Genomic DNA, 15,561 nt, shown 5'->3' with positions numbered 1-15,561 from the left:
CAACCGTCGCGCATCCACATCGGGTGGCAGCTAAAGGGCTCCGCCGCGTTCCTCATCCGGCCAAAGAGGAAGAATCTACTATCTGTAAAGGTGCAGAGAAATCGCTGTGGCCTGTTGACAGAGAGAAGCCATATCAACGTTTGAGGTTGGCTTTGACGCGCTGGACGTTGGCGACGGCTTCATCGAGGCGGGAGAACTGTTTTTCGAGTTCGGCGACGATTGCACGCTGTTGCGCCAAAGGAGCGATTGGGATCGGCAACTTCTTAGCATTGGTACCGGAAATTTCCAGAAACGTCGTGCCACTCGCAAGACTTTCCGCCAGTTGCTTGGCGCCTTTTAGCCACCAGTACACGTACTCAGGAAGCACGTCACCGCGCAAAACAAAGTTCTTGAAGCCTTGATTCGTTGCGATTGGATTACTCGCAATAGCGACATATCCAATCGGAGCACGGGATGTAAAGAGAACCGCCCCCGCCGGTATGACCTTGGCGCTACAAGACTGCAAACCTTTCGAGCTCAAAAATCGCGCGCCGTGGGCAACATACTTCTCAGCGTAACCAGAGAGGTCGGCGGGCGTAAGCCAAGGTATGTCACCGCTGCCAAAGTTGGTGGCGTCAGAGGTTTTAGGCGTGCCGCCGCTAACAACATCAGCTATGTCCCCCATCGCCTTCCATGTCCAACCTGCAGGCAGAGGCTTTTCCAACAACGCATCAACAGAAATCACGCCTCCAACTCCCGATTCAGTTCCTCAATCACCTTGGGCAGTTCCGCCCCAAAGAGCTGGTGTACTTTACCCAAACCGCCTTCGGTGTTGAAGGGGGCGTATTCGAAGTCGTCTATTTCTATGCCAAGGTTGGCGGCGATGTGGTCGCGGATCATTTCTAGCCAGTGGATTTGTTCGGGGGTGAATGGGGTACCTGGATTCCGGCCTTGGCCGGAATGACGTGGCTGGGTGCTTTGGCCGTGCTGCGCAAGCCAGGCCTTGAAGTTGGCCTGTACCCGCTCTGGATAAGGCACCAGCTCATTGTCTTGCTGCATGGCAAAACGCACCAGGCTGACCAGATCGGTCAGCAGGCGGCGCTGGCTGGCGCCTTTGACTTTGTCTTTGCGGATGGCGGCGTAGGCTTGCCACAGGGCACCTTCGTCGATCAGGTGCGGCGGAGCATGTAGCGCATCAGCCAGGGCTTTGACGTCATCAAACTTGAGTGGGGCACGCGTGGGGCGGTTGTACAAAATTTGCAGTGCGGTGATTTCGTCTTTGTGCTGCTGGATGAAGGCTTCAAAGCTTCGCACCAGCTCCTTGGCCCGGTCTGAGCCTTCGGTGAAGGTGGCTGAGATCAAGGTGTCTTTGGTGACGATGTCGATGACCTGATCGGACTTTTGGCGCAGCTTGAGGATGAGGTTGCGCAGGTCGGGGTTGCTGAAGGGTTTGGCCGCTTCGCGCAGCTTGCTTTCGGCCTCGGCGGGCGACATGTCTTGTGTGGCGTCGATATTGAGTGCCTGCACAATGCCACGCGCCAAGTCTTGCAGGCTTTTGCCGCCGCTGGCCTCAGCGATCTTGCCTTTGTCGGTATCGCTCAGGTCACGGTCCAGCCGGGCCAGCCTGGCGGCGACGCTTGATAGGACCTCGTCTTCCACATTGCCCAGGCTCACGGCCTGCAGCAGCTTGTCAAACGGCACGCCCTTTTTCTGATCCATGGGGCGGCTGTCGGTTTTGTCGCGCTCGCATACACCCACCGCATCGACGATGACGAAGTGGTCTTTGATGACATGCTCGCCTGGGTTGACCTGCTGCAGGTCAGTCGGGTTGCAGATGCGTACGCCGCGGCCCTTCATCTGCTCAAAGAAGCTGCGGCTTTTGACGCTGCGCATGAAGACCACGATTTCCACCGGCTTGATGTCTGTGCCGGTGGCGATCATGTCTACCGTGACGGCGATGCGCGGGTAGTAGGCGGTGCGAAAGTCCTTGATCAGTTGCTCGGGGCTGGTGCCCGTGGTTTTGTAGGTGATCTTCTGCGCAAACTCGTTGCCCCGGCCAAACTCTTCGCGCAGGATTTCTACAATCTTCTCGGCGTGGTTGTCGTCTTTGGCGAACACCAGGGTTTTGGGCAGCTCTTCGCGCTGGGGAAACAGGTCGGTCTGCCACTTGTCGCGCAGGGTGCGCACCACGGTGCGAATCTGGTCCGGCGTTTGCACCGCCCGGTCCAGCTCCGAGGGGTCGTATTCAAAGTCTTCGTCGAGCTGCCAGGCGGTCTTGCGGCGGGTGGCTTTGTCCAGCGTTTCGAGCCAGTAGCCTTTTTCAACTTTGGCGCCGGCTTCCGTCACGTCGGTCTTGATGCGGTACACGTCGTAGTTGACATTCACGCCATCAGCTACAGCCTGTGTGTGGCCGTACTCCATGACTAGGTTCTGGTTGAAGAAGCCAAAGGTCTGCTTGTTGGGCGTGGCCGTCAGGCCGATCAGATAAGCGTCGTAATACTCCAGCACCTGGCGCCACAGGTTGTAAATGCTGCGGTGCGCTTCGTCGGTGACGACGATGTCAAAGGTCTCGATGGGGATGGCCGGGTTGTAGCCCATCGGTGTCGGGTCCTTGAACAGGCTTTCTGCGCCCTCGGTGCTTTCTTCGTCGGCTTCTTCCGGCAGCTCTCGCCCCTTGAGCATGCTGAACATGCGCTGGATGGTGCAGATGACCACGCGGGCGCTTTTGTCGAGCTGATTGTTCTGCAGGTGCTGGACGATGTACTCTTCGCCAAACTTGTAGTTGTTGTAGGGTGAGGCGTAGGCGTCAAACTCTTTTTTGGTCTGGCGCGCGAGGTTGCCGCGATCCACCAAAAACAGCACGCGCCGCGCCCCGGCAAACTTGATGAGGCGGTAGATAAAGCTGATGCTGGTGAAGGTCTTGCCGCTGCCCGTGGCCATCTGGATCAGGGCCTTGGGCTTGTTGGCGGCCAGGCTTTTTTCAAGGTTCTGGATGGCAGTGATCTGCGCGGGCCACAGGTTGTAGCTTGCGCCGCCTACACCCCATTCGGTGATGAGCTGAGGCATGTGCTGCAAGCGGGCAAGAAAAGTTGAGCTTGCGCCGTACATGGCCAAAGGCTCTTCTGCCGTTCGCCCTGAGCTTGTCGAAGGGATGGCTTCGACAGGTTCAGCCCGAACGGATAACCACTGCACCAGCATCTCGGGACGGAAGAAGGCGAATACGCCACGGGCACGTGGGTGAGGATCAAGCCCATTGGTAAAGTGGGTTTCAACTCCCGTTGATTCCCACAGGAAGGGCAAAGGCCTTTGCCAGGCTGGCAGGGTAGTCGGCAGACCCTGCGAATAGCGTCCAGACTGAACTTCAACTCCCGAAAGCGTGGCGCCTTCTTTTTTGGCTTCAATGACGCCACATGCCTTGCCATTGACGTACAGAAGGTAGTCGGCAAAACCAAAACCCGGATTGAGGGGGAACTCGCGAATAGCGACGCCTACAGAAGCATGGATGTTGGCATCGGCGACATTGCAGACGTGCCAGCCCGCTTGCTGCAGCAGCGCGTCGATTCCGACTCTGGCTTTCGCTTCTGGTGTCATGCCCCCTCCCCCTGTCGTCATTCTAGAGCCTCAGATGGGGAAACAAATCGATGGTCAGCCCTTAGAGGACAAACACTGATTGCTATGTAATTTGTAGCGGGGCACCGGTCGTTCAGGGACGCTTCAACGCCACCGCAAACCCCCGACCCACCCCGTCCCGCGCCATCATCACCCCATACCAGCGCAGCACATTCGGAAAATCTGCGAGGTCGACCTTGTGCTTCTCGTGCCGCCATGCCCAGCCAATGATGGCGAAGTCGGCAATTGAAATTTCTTCGCCGGCGATGAAGGTGTTGCCTGCCAGGCGGCGGTCCATGACGCCATAGAGTCGGCGGGTCTCGGCCAGGTAGCGTTCTGCGCCGTAGCGTTTGTCGGCCTCGTTGGTCAGGCCCAAAAAGTGATGCGCCTGGCCGGGCATGGGGCCGAAGCCACCCATCTGGAACATCAGCCACTCCAGCACCGCCACGCGGGCACGTGTGTCTTTGGGCAAGAACTTGCCGGTCTTTTCTGCCAGGTAGATGAGGATGGCGCCTGATTCAAACACGCTGATGGGTTGGCCGTCTGGGCCGTCTGGGTCAATGATGGCGGGGATGCGGTTGTTGGGGCTGATCTTGAGGAAGGCCGGGTCAAACTGCTCGCCCTTGCTGATGTCGACGACGTGCACTTCATAGGGCAGGCCCATTTCTTCCAGCGCGACGCTGATCTTGCGGCCGTTGGGGGTGTCGAATGTGTGGAGCTGGATGGTCATGTTTTTGTTGGGCTGTTGGGGGACAGCGCAGTCTGCCACAGGCTGCAGGAAAGCGGGGCATGGAACCCCGATCAAGTCGGGGATGACAAGACTGGGCCCCTTGACGGGCTCAGGGCAAAAGGGGGGACGAGTCGGGAGCGGGGATGGATCCCCGATCGAGTCGGGGATGACGCCCAAGGTCGGGGATGACATGGCAGCGGGCCGCGTGCGGCTGAGCGCACCCGTTGCCACTTTCGCTTTGTTTAAAGCAAAAAGCCGCTACTCACTCGCGATTGCGAATAAAAAGCGGCTTCTGCCCAATAACCGCGGACAAAGTTTGCTATCAACTCGATAGCAAACCGACACCATCACTCTTACTTGGCGATGATGGTCAGCAGCTCTTCACGTGTGGTGGGGTCGGCCATGTATTTGCCGTACAGCGGGCTCATGCGGCGAACCATGGGAGACACATCGCGCGGCTTGACGAAGGTTGAGCCGTTTTTGGTTGCGATCTCTGTGGCGGATGCCACACGGGCAGTCCACAGGGCGCGCATCAGCAGCGCAGATTTAGCGCCTGCTGCAGAGAAGGCTTTTTTGTCCTCGGCGCTAAGTTTGTCCCAAAGCTTTGTGGATACAACGAGCGCCTCGGCCGACACAACGTGGTTGGTGACAAACACGTTTTTGGCTACTTTGTAGTGGCCAGTTCCTTCATACGATGGCATGTTGTTCTCAGCGCAGTCAACCTTGTTTTCTTGCAGCGCGCCGAGCACGTCTTTAAATGGCAGGGCCACTGGCTTGGCGTCCATCAGCTTAATCATCTCAAGGTAAATCTCGGACTGCTGCACGCGGATGGTGGCGCCTGCCAGGTCCTTCAGTGTGTTGACGGGTTTGGCGCAATAGAAAGAGCGGCCGCCGCCGTCATACCAGCCCAGCACGACAAAGCCGGCGTTTTTCAGGTTGGTGGCAAAGCGCTCGCCCAGCTTGCCGTCCAGGTGGCGAAACATATGCGCCGAGTCGGTAAACAAAAACGGCAGGTTCAAAACCTTGATGCCGGGCACCGCATCAGACAAGGGGCCAGAGCTGAACTCGGCCAAATCAATCTCGCCAGTCTTGAGCATCTGCACGGCCTTGGGCTGGTCACCCAAAGAGCCGTTGGAGAAAATTTCGATCTGATAACGGTTGCTGGTGGCTTTGCCTACCTGCTCGGCGAAGCTTTTCATGGCCTCGGTCACGGGGTAGCCGTCGGGGTGAATATTCCACGCCCGGAGTTTTGTCTGGGCCATGCTGGCGCCAGCGCCAAGCGCGAGTGAAAGGCACAAAAGGGTTTTAGTGAAAGTACGCATGTCTTGTCTCCTGGTTGTTAAAAAATGGCTTCGCCTGACGGGGTACGCACGTGCCTCTCCATCGCTGCCAACCCGCCGTTGGCAACGCACCTTGGTTTCTTCCGGGAAATTTGTCAGCCCAGCGTGATGCTGGCTTTTGTCATCACTTCAGCCCCATCGCTTGCGCTCCGGGTTGAAAAAGGTGTGCTGGTTTTGCGGTGTCATGGTCACTACACAGAAATAGCGCCAAGGCCCTCAGGCTTTGGCCACCTCATGCCCGGCCATCAGTTCAAGGCCGCGCACCAGCGCAGAGTGATCCAGGTCTTGCATGCCGTTGGCACTGCACACCTGCATCAGCTGGGCGGCGCTGGCGGTTTGCGGCAGCGCCACACCCAGCGCGCGCGCACCACTCAGGGCCAGGCCCAGGTCTTTTTGATGCAGGCCGATGCGAAAACCGGGATTGAAAGTGCGCTTGATCATTCGCTCGCCATGCACTTCCAGAATGCGCGAGGCCGCAAAGCCGCCCATCAGCGCCTGACGCACCTTGGCTGGGTCTGCGCCGGCCTTGCTGGCAAACAGCAGCGCCTCGCCCACGGCGGCAATGTTCAGCGCCACGATGATCTGATTGGCCACCTTGCAGGTTTGCCCGTCGCCATTGGCACCCACCAGTGTGATGTTTTTGCCCATCAGCTCGAACAGGGGTTTGACGCGCTCAAATGTTGCCTCAGGCCCACCGACCATGATGGTGAGGCTTGCAGCCTTGGCGCCCACTTCTCCGCCGGAGACGGGTGCATCCAGGTAGTCAGCGCCCAGTGCGTTGATCTTCTGCGCAAACTCTTTGGTGTCCATCGGCGAGATGGAGCTCATGTCGACCACCACCTTGCCCTTGCCAGCCTTGGCCAAGCCTGCGGCCACACCCTTGTCACCAAACAAAACCTTTTGCACGTCCGGCGTGTCGGGCAGCATCATGAAAATGATGTCGGCTTTTTCTGCCACTTCAGCCGCTGATGCGCAGGCCACGGCCTTGCCAGTCAACAGTGCTGCAGGCACTGCGCTGCGGGTGGCCAAAAACACCTCGTGCCCGGCGTTGACCAGATGGCCAGCCATGGGCGCACCCATGATGCCAAGGCCGATGAATCCCAATTTGCTCATATCAAAATACTCCTCAATTCATTCATCTATCTATGTGTGTCATCCCGGACTTGAGGAGCCTGCCCCGGACTTGATCCGGGGGGATCCATCGCTGCGCTCTGGCGGCTTTGCTTCTTGCGAGGCATGGATCCCGGCTCGTAGGCCGGGATGACAGAAAAAATACTTTTCGACACATTCATCTCATCTGCACGCTTGTCATCCCGGACTAGATCCGGGATCCATCGCTGCGCTCCAGCGTCCTTACTTCTTGCGAGGCATGGATCCCGGCTCGCAGGCCGGGATGACAGAAAAAAATACTCTTCGACACATTCATCTCACCCGCACGCTTGTCATCCCGGACTAGATCCGGGATCCATCGCTGCGCTCTACCAGCCATACTTCTCGCGAGACAGGCCGGGATGACAGAAATCTCATACGCGAAACTTGTCATGCAGGGCTTGCGTGGCTGAGCGGAAGGCGCCCAGGTCGCTGCCCACACCAACAAAGGTGGCGCCCATGGCCAGGTAGCGGCGGGCATCTGCCTCTACCGGCGCCAAAATGCCGCTAGGTTTTCCGCAGGCTTTGGCATCCGCAAACACCGCAGCAATGGCGGCCTGCACATCGGCGTGGCCGGTGTTGCCCAAGTGGCCCAGGCCCGCGGCCAGATCTGATGGACCCACAAACACACAGTCAACTCCTTCAACCGATGCAATGTCGCGTGCGGCGGCAACGCCAGCCGGGCTTTCAATTTGCACCATGACGCAGATCTGGTCATTGATGCCCTTGAAGTAATCCGGCACCGTGCCATACCGGTTGCTGCGCTGACTCATGGACACACCGCGCACGCCCTGCGGCGGGTAGCGGGTGGCTGACACAGCCCGGCGCGCTTCTTCACCGCTTTCAACAAACGGGATCAGGAAGTTATAAAACCCCGCGTCCAGCAACTGCTTGATTTCAACAGCGCTGTTGCACGATGGGCGCACCACCGGCGCACTGACACTGTCTTTGAGCGCCATCAGTTGCGGGATGAAGGTGGTCACGTCGTTGGGCGAGTGCTCACCGTCCAGCAAAATCCAGTCAAACCCCGCAACCCCCAGCGCCTCTGTGGTGATGGCGTTGGACAGCGTTGCCCAGCAGCCAATCAGTGTCTTGCCCGCCAGCAAGTCGCGCTTGAAACTGTTGGGAAACGACTGATAGGCATTGGGGTGTGACATGGTGGTCTCGCTTGGGTTGTGGTGATAGGCGCGAGCGAAGCGTCAGGCCAGGGTGTAGGCCGTTTTGACGGTGGTGAAAAACTCCTGCGCATAACGGCCCTGCTCTCGCGCGCCGTAGCTGGAGCCCTTACGGCCGCCAAATGGCACGTGGTAGTCCACGCCCGCAGTTGGCAGATTGACCATCACCATGCCGGCCTGGCTGTGGCGCTTGAAGTGGGTGGCGTATTTGAGTGATGTGGTGGCAATGCCTGCGGACAGTCCAAACGGCGTGTTGTTGGCTTCAGCCAGTGCAGCCTCGTAGTCCTTCACGCGGATGATGCTGGCCACCGGGCCGAACACTTCTTCGCGGTTGATACGCATGTCTGCCGTGGTATCGGTCAGCAGGGCCGGGGCCATGTAAAAACCTTCGGTGGCGAGCTTGAGGCGGTCCCCGCCTGCCACCAACACCGCACCTTCGCTCTGGCCGATGTCGACGTAGTTCAAATCCTGCTCGAGCTGAGAGAGCGATGAAACAGGGCCGATGTCGATGCCGGCAGCCAGTGCATCGCCCACCTTGAGGGTGGCCATGCGTTTGGTAACGCCTTCTACAAATTTGGCATAAATGCCGTCGGTCACGATCAGGCGGCTGGACGCGGTGCAGCGCTGGCCAGTGGAGAAGAACGCGCTCTGCACGCTCAGCTCGACGGCCTGCTCCAGGTTGGCATCGTCCAGAATGATTTGCGGATTTTTGCCGCCCATCTCCAACTGGACTTTCTTGAGATTGAGCGCGCACTGCTGGGCAATACGTGCGCCCACACCCTGGGAGCCGGTGAAGCTGATGGCGTCAATGCCAGGGTGGTTGACCAGTGGGTCGCCAATGACGCTGCCGCGGCCCATGACGAGATTGAACACGCCAGCGGGGATGCCGCTGCGGCTGATGATTTCTGCCAACGCCCAAGCGCAGCCTGGCACCAGGTCCGCGGGCTTGAAAACCACGCAGTTGCCATAGGCCAGCGCCGGCGCAATTTTCCAGGCCGGGATGGCGATCGGGAAATTCCACGGGGTGATCAAACCCACCACGCCCACGGGCTCACGCGTGACTTCAACGCCAATGCCAGGCCGCACCGAGGGAACGATCTCACCGGCCAGACGCAGGCACTCGCCAGCAAAGAATTTGAAGATATTGCCGGCGCGGGCGGCTTCACCAATGCCTTCGGGCTTGGTTTTGCCTTCTTCACGAGCCAGCATCGTGCCCAGCTCTTCTTTACGGGCGAGGATCTCGCTGCCGATTTTGTCGAGCGCATCGGCACGTGCCTGAATGCCAGAGGTAGCCCATGCGGGAGACGCAGCGCGCGCGGCTTGCACAGCCTCGTCAAGCTGGGCTGCGCTGGCCTGGGTGTACTCACCAATCACGTCGCTGAGATTGGACGGGTTGATGTTGGGCGTGTAGGCGCTACCCGCGACCCATTGGCCGTTGATGAGGTTGTCGTATTTGGTGGTCATGTATTTCTTTGCTTAAGCGGTTGGGCGTGCTTACTGGGGGCCGAGTGTCTTGATCAGCGCGGCGAGTTCTTCCATCTCGGCGGGCTTCAGGTCTGTCAGTGGCGCGCGCACCGGGCCAGCGTCATGGCCCACAATTTTTGCGCCCGCCTTGATGATGCTGACCGCGTAGCCCTGCGCCTTGTTGCGGATAGCCAGGTAAGGCATGAAGAAGTCGTGCAGCAGGCGGTGCTGGGTTTTCAGGTCGTCATTGGCGACGGCATGGTAAAAATCCATGGCGGTCTTGGGGATGAAGTTGAAGACCGCTGACGAGTACACCGGTGTGCCCAGCGCTTTGTACGCCGCCGCATAAACCTCTGCCGTGGGCAAGCCGCCCAGGTAGGCAAAACGGTCACCCATGCGCTGATAGATGGAGACCATGGTCTCAATGTCGCCCAAGCCGTCCTTGAAACCAATGAGATTGGGGCAGCGGTCGGCCAGAATCGCCAGCGATTCGGGCGTGAGTTTGCAGACGTTGCGGTTGTAAACAATGACGCCAAACTTGACGCTTTTGCACACAGCTTCCACGTGGGCAATCAAGCCGTCCTGGCAGGCCTCGGTCAGGTAATGCGGCAGCAGCAATATGCCGTGCGCGCCAAGGCGCTCGGCCTCTTGTGCGCAGGCAATCGCAAAGCGGGTGGTGCCGCCCACGCCAGCAATGATGGGCACCTTGCCGCGGCAGGTGTCCACGGCGGTCTTGATGATGGCCGGGTACTCGTCACCTGTGAGCGAGAAGAACTCACCGGTGCCGCCCGCCGCAAACAGCGCTGTGGCGCCGTAAGGTGCCAGCCACTCCAGACGCTCTGCATATGTCTTGGGACGGAAATCGCCCTGCTCATCAAAGTCGGTCACGGGGAATGAAAGCAGGCCGGAGCCGATGATGGTTTTGAGGTCTTGAGGCGTCATGTTCATTTGGAAAAGAAAGGAAAAGGGAAAGAAAAATGCCGGGCTTGAAAGCCGGCGTCAGGTAACGGGTGCGGGGTTAAACAGCACCAGCGCGTTGTGCAGCTTCCAGTGCTCAGCCCAGGTTTTTTTGCGGCCGCTGGCTACTTCCAGCATCAGGTGAAACAGCTCCCAGCCCACGTCGGCAATGGTGGCGTCGCCATCGGCAATACGGCCGGCGTTGATATCCATCAGGTCATGCCAGCGCCTGGCCAGGTCGGTACGCGTGGCCACCTTGATGACTGGCACTTCGGCCAGGCCATACGGCGTACCGCGGCCGGTGGTAAACACGTGCAGATTCATCCCCGCGGCCACCTGCAGCGTGCCGCAGATGAAGTCACTGGCCGGTGTGGCGGCATAGATCAAACCCTTTTGTTTGACCTTTTCACCGGGCGACAACACGCCGGTGATGGGTGCACTGCCGGACTTGACGATGGAGCCCATGGCTTTTTCAACAATGTTGGACAAGCCGCCCTTTTTGTTGCCAGGTGTGGTGTTGGCGCTGCGGTCAACCATGCCTTTTTGCAGATAGGCGTCGTACCAGGCCATCTCGCGGATCATGGCTTCGGCAATTTCGGGTGTGCTGGCGCGTGAGGTGAGCTGGTCAATACCGTCGCGCACTTCGGTGGTTTCAGAAAACATCACGGTGGCGCCGGCGCGTATCAGCAGATCGGTAGCAAAACCGACCGCGGGGTTGGCGGTGACGCCAGAAAAAGCGTCGCTGCCACCACACTGCACACCCACCACAAGCTCACTGGCGGGTACGGGCTCGCGGCGCCGCGCATCAAGCCGCTCCAGGTGTCGCACGGCGGTTTGCATGATGGAATCAATCATCGACATGAAGCCGACATGGTTTTCAGCCTGCAGGCACACCACATCAAGCGCTGCATCAGCAGCGGGCTTGCGCTCATCAACAATGGCAAAGCTGCCTGGCGGCAACAAGCGCTCAGGCTGCAACTTTTCGCAGCCCAGGCTGACTACCATCACTTCGCCGCCAAAGTTGGGGTTGAGGGTGATGTTGCGCAGTGTACGGATGGGAATGATGGCGTCAGGCGCGTCTATGGCTACGCCGCAGCCATAGGTGTGTTCCAGGCCCACCACATCGTCCACGTTGGGAAAACGCGGGAGCAATTCTTCCTTGATGCGCTTGACTGCAAACTCAACCACACCTGCTACGCACTGCACAGTGGTCGTAATGGCCAGGATGTTGCGGGTGCCCACAGATCCATCAGCATTGCGATAGCCATCAAAGGTGTAGCCCTCCAGCGGCGACATGCGCACCGGCGCTGCGGTTGCCATCGGCAGGCCCTCAAGTCCGCGTGCGGCCGGCATCTCAAGCAGGCGCTCATGCACCCAGCTGCCGGCGGGAATGTCTTTCAGGGCGTAGCCAATCGCCACGTTGTAGCGGAGCACGGCCGTACCCTTGGGCAGGTCGGTCAGCGCCACCTTGTGACCTTGCGGCACACGTTCGAGCAGGACCAGTCCGTCAGCAAATACAGCGCCCGGCTCCAGGCCGCCATCGTTAGCCACGATGGCGACGTTGTCCGCAACATGCATACGGATGGACAGCGGGGATCTGATTTCAGGCATGGCCATCAGAAATCGACGATCTCAACCCAATTGGGGTTCTGGCCCACGGGCAGGCGCGATGGCGCGCCGGGCAGCCCGGTCGCAGCATCGATGGGGTGCAGCGAAACACTGTGCGACTCCTGGCCGCAGGCGATGAGGAAACGCCCGCTTGAGTCGACCGCAAAACTGCGTGGTACTTTTTCAGTCGGTGTGTGGCCCACAACCTGAATTTGCCCGGTGGCCGCGTCAACTTTGAAAGTGGTCAGCGTGCTGGAAGTGCGCTCCGAGCCATACAGATAGGACCCGTCCGGCGAAATCTGCAAATCAGCTGCCCAGACCTTGCCATCAAAAGCCGGTGGCACGACTGTACTGCGCTGCAGGTGGTGCAGGCTGCCCTTGGCGTTGTCATAGGCAAACACGTCAACGCCGCCGTCCAGCTCGTTGAGCAAGTACATGAATTTTTGAGCCTTGTCCCAGGTAAAGTGCCGCGGGCCGGTTTTGGCCGGCGCTACGTTCACCAGAGCGGGGGCGTTGGGTGACAGCAGGCCTTTCTCAGCGTCGAACTTCCAGCTGGACAGATTGTCACCGCCCAGACTGGTGGCGAATACATAGCGCCCCGACGCATCGGCATGGATGGCGTGTGCATTGGGTGCGGTGTGCAACAGCTGGTGCACAGGGCCGACAACACCTTCGGCGGTGATGCTGTTCACGGTGATCTTGTTGCCGCCGTAAGACGCCGCAAACAGCCACTTGCCGCTCGGATCCAGGTCGATGTTGCACATGCTGTCAGCCAGCGCTGATTCGCCCAGCTTCTTCAGGCCACCAGCGGCGCCGTCGATGGCGAAGGTGACGACACGAAAGGGCTGCGACCGCACCGCCACATGGAGAAATTTTTTGTCCTTGCTGACCGCCATGGGCATGGCCGTGCCGCCAACGGGGACGGTGGCGACCGGTTTGAGCGTGCCAGCGTTGCGGTCCAGCTCCAGAACGGAGATGTCCTGGCTGTCGGCGTTGGAAACGTAGACCCAGGTGGCCGAGGCGGCCGTGTGTGCAGATTGTTCAGAATTAGTGGTGGGCATGGTCAGAAGCGGGGTTGTGCGCCAGTAAACGCCGGGTCGTATTTGCGCATCTGCCCCAGGTCGTCGCGATTGCGGATGCCACAGTGCAGGTAGTTGTCATGCAGGCGGGCCAGGGCCGTGCGGTCCAGCGTCACGCCCAGACCGGGGCCCGTGAGCACGCGCAGGCTGCCGTCCTCAAACTGCAACCGGCCGCCCTCCACCACCTCTTCGTCCTGCCAGGGGTAATGGGTGTCGCAGGCGTAAGTGAGCAGCGGTACGCTGGCACACAGGTGCGTCATGGCCACCAGGCTGATGCCCAGGTGCGAATTGCTGTGCATGGACAGGCCAAGATCAAAAGTGCTGCACAGACGCGACAGTTGTTGTGTGACACGCAAGCCGCCCCAGTAGTGGTGGTCGGACAGCACAATCTTCACCGGGCAACCCATGTCGGCGTTGCGGCGGAACTCGGCAAAGTCGGTCACCACCATGTTGGTGGCCAGCGGCACCTCGCACTCACGCGCAACGGCAGCCATGCCCTCCAGGCCAGGCGCAGGGTCTTCGTAATACTCCAGCACGCCGCGCAGTTTTTCCACAATTTTCAAACTGGTCGCAACGGTCCAGTTGGCATTGGGGTCGATGCGCAGTGGCAGACCGGGAAAGGCGTCGGCAAGCGCCAGCAACCCTGCGGCTTCCTGCTCCGGTGGCAAGGCGCCGGCCTTGAGTTTGATGCTTTTGAAGCCGTACTGCGCAATCATTCGGCGCGCCTGCGCCACCAACTGCTCTGGCGCGAGGACCTCGCCCCAGGGATCGGCCGGGTAACCGGATGATGAGGGCTTGTCGATGTGTTCGGCGTACTTGTAGAACAGGTAGGCCGAAAACGGCACCCGGTCGCGGGCCGCGCCGCCCAGCAGATCCACCACGGGCGCGCCTGCCAGTTGGCCCTGCAGATCCAGCATGGCAACCTCGAAGGCGCTGATGACTTTGGCTACCGTTTTGGACACATGGGTGCCCGGCGCCAGCGATACCTGCTGACCGAGGAATTCCGACGCGGTCTGCGCCGGAGGTGTGACCTGCGCAGCAACGCGCACTTCCATCTCGGTCAGAGCCCAAGGCGAAAGCCCGACGAGCGTGGGCGCCACCTTGGCCAGCGCCTGCAGCATCGGCAGATCACCGTAACTTTCGTTGATGCCCACGCGGCCACAATCGGTTTCCAGCTCAATGATCGAACGCAGGGCCCAGGGTTCGTGAATGCCGGCCGCATTCAGGAGCGGCGGGTCACGAAACGCAATGGGTGTGATGCGAACGTGCCGGATAACGTGCGAAATAGTCATGAAACTTTTGTTTGGGACACCGGCTCAACGCGCAAACATGCTGGGGAGCCACATCGAAAAAGCAGGCACGTAGGTGACCAGCATGAGGCAGAAGGTCAGCGCACCGTAGAAGGGGAGGATGGACTTCATCACCTCCCCGACCGATATCTCCCCGATCGCGCACCCGACGAATTGCGTCACCCCCACCGGTGGTGTGTTTAGGCCGAGGGCGCAGTTGATCAGCATGACGATGCCGAATTGCGCCGGGTCCATACCGAACTGCATGGCAATCGGCAGGAAGATGGGTGTGCACACCAGAATGGTGGCAGCCATGTCGAGGAAGGTGCCCAGGATGAACAGCATCACGTTGATCATCAAAAAGATGACCCAGGGTTCGCTGGAGATTGACGTCATCAACAAGCCGGTTTTTTGCGGCACTTCATACAGCGCCATAAAGTAGCCGAAAGCCGCGGATATACCGATCAACAGCAGCACAACGCCGGTGGTCTTGCAGGCCTTGGCGCATGCCTTGATGAAGTTCTTCCAGCTCAGCGAGCGATAGACAATCGCCGTCACGAACAGAGCCCACAACACAGCTGTCGCCGCTGACTCGGTTGCGGTGAACACGCCGGAAAGAATGCCGATCAGGATGATCGCGACGATCAGCAGGCCGGGCAACGCGGCTACACCGGCCACCATGACCTCGTGCCAGCCCTTGAAGTCGCCACGTGTTGGGTAGCCGCGCTTCACGGCCACGTAATAAGCCGCGGCCAGGTTGCACAGCGTGAGCAGCAAGGCCGGGATGACAGCGGCCAGAATGAGGCTGAGCACACTGACGGAGGCGATGCCCGTGGTGGCCAGCGTGAAGATGATCAGGTTGTGCGAGGTTGGCATCAGCACGCCGACCAGAGCGGAGTGGGTGGTGACGTTGACTGCATAGTCCGCGTCGTAGCCCTCTTTCTTCATCAGCGGGATCATCACCGAGCCCATGGCTGACACGTCGGCCAGAGCGGAACCCGCCACGCCGCCAAACAGCGTGCAGCCGACGACGTTGCTCATGCCCAGACCGCCGCGCACATGGCCGACCAAGCTGTTGGCGAAACGCACAATACGCTCGGCAATGCCGCCGTAAAGCATCAGCTCACCGGCAAACACGAAGAAGGGAATGGCGAGGAATGAAAACACCTGCATGCCGCCGAC

Annotated in this window: 12 protein-coding genes; all 12 read right to left on the bottom strand. The window is 59.7% G+C overall.

The window, feature by feature from the left end; all coding sequences use genetic code 11:
• Positions 1–133 precede the first annotated feature (133 nt).
• Entirely contained in the window at positions 134–724 is a 591-nt protein-coding gene (locus VE934_RS15560; RefSeq protein ID WP_324889137.1) for a restriction endonuclease subunit S, read from the bottom strand.
• On the bottom strand, positions 721–3,570 hold the full coding sequence (locus VE934_RS15555; protein ID WP_324889135.1) for a type I restriction-modification enzyme R subunit C-terminal domain-containing protein: 2,850 nt from the start codon (positions 3,568–3,570) through the stop codon (positions 721–723). Before VE934_RS15555 ends, VE934_RS15560 begins: the two co-directional genes overlap by 4 nt.
• A 112-nt stretch (positions 3,571–3,682) precedes the next feature.
• The gene (locus VE934_RS15550; protein WP_324889133.1) at positions 3,683–4,318 is read right to left on the bottom strand and encodes a glutathione S-transferase family protein; all 636 of its coding nucleotides are present in this window, start codon (positions 4,316–4,318) and stop codon (positions 3,683–3,685) included.
• Positions 4,319–4,671: 353 nt separating this feature from the next.
• On the bottom strand, positions 4,672–5,640 hold the full coding sequence (locus tag VE934_RS15545; protein ID WP_324889131.1) for a TRAP transporter substrate-binding protein: 969 nt from the start codon (positions 5,638–5,640) through the stop codon (positions 4,672–4,674).
• Positions 5,641–5,874: 234 nt separating this feature from the next.
• Positions 5,875–6,771 carry a 2-hydroxy-3-oxopropionate reductase gene (locus tag VE934_RS15540; protein WP_324889128.1) on the bottom strand — a complete coding sequence of 299 codons (897 nt, stop codon included), beginning with the start codon at positions 6,769–6,771 and terminating at the stop codon, positions 5,875–5,877.
• A 410-nt stretch (positions 6,772–7,181) separates the two neighbouring features.
• Positions 7,182–7,964, bottom strand: a complete 783-nt coding sequence (gene garL, locus VE934_RS15535; protein ID WP_324889126.1) for a 2-dehydro-3-deoxyglucarate aldolase — start codon at positions 7,962–7,964, stop codon at positions 7,182–7,184.
• Positions 7,965–8,006: 42 nt separating this feature from the next.
• Positions 8,007–9,446, bottom strand: coding sequence for an aldehyde dehydrogenase family protein (locus tag VE934_RS15530; protein ID WP_324889124.1), 1,440 nt, complete (start codon positions 9,444–9,446; stop codon positions 8,007–8,009).
• A gap of 30 nt (positions 9,447–9,476) precedes the next feature.
• A complete protein-coding gene (gene kdgD, locus VE934_RS15525; RefSeq protein WP_324889122.1) occupies positions 9,477–10,388 on the bottom strand; it encodes a 5-dehydro-4-deoxyglucarate dehydratase in 912 nt (303 codons plus the stop codon).
• A 57-nt stretch (positions 10,389–10,445) separates the two neighbouring features.
• Positions 10,446–12,014 carry a galactarate dehydratase gene (gene garD / locus VE934_RS15520; RefSeq protein ID WP_324889120.1) on the bottom strand — a complete coding sequence of 523 codons (1,569 nt, stop codon included), beginning with the start codon at positions 12,012–12,014 and terminating at the stop codon, positions 10,446–10,448.
• A 5-nt stretch (positions 12,015–12,019) separates the two neighbouring features.
• Positions 12,020–13,072 carry a lactonase family protein gene (locus tag VE934_RS15515; protein ID WP_324889118.1) on the bottom strand — a complete coding sequence of 351 codons (1,053 nt, stop codon included), beginning with the start codon at positions 13,070–13,072 and terminating at the stop codon, positions 12,020–12,022.
• Positions 13,073–13,074: 2 nt separating this feature from the next.
• The gene (locus VE934_RS15510; protein ID WP_324889116.1) at positions 13,075–14,382 is read right to left on the bottom strand and encodes a glucarate dehydratase family protein; all 1,308 of its coding nucleotides are present in this window, start codon (positions 14,380–14,382) and stop codon (positions 13,075–13,077) included.
• A 24-nt stretch (positions 14,383–14,406) separates the two neighbouring features.
• On the bottom strand, positions 14,407–15,561 hold a 1,155-nt coding region (locus VE934_RS15505), incomplete at its 5' end, for a TRAP transporter large permease (protein WP_324889114.1).

This window comes from Polaromonas sp. (assembly GCF_035638815.1).
Lineage (GTDB): Bacteria > Pseudomonadota > Gammaproteobacteria > Burkholderiales > Burkholderiaceae_C > Polaromonas.
This window is presented reverse-complemented; position numbering and strand designations above follow the sequence as displayed.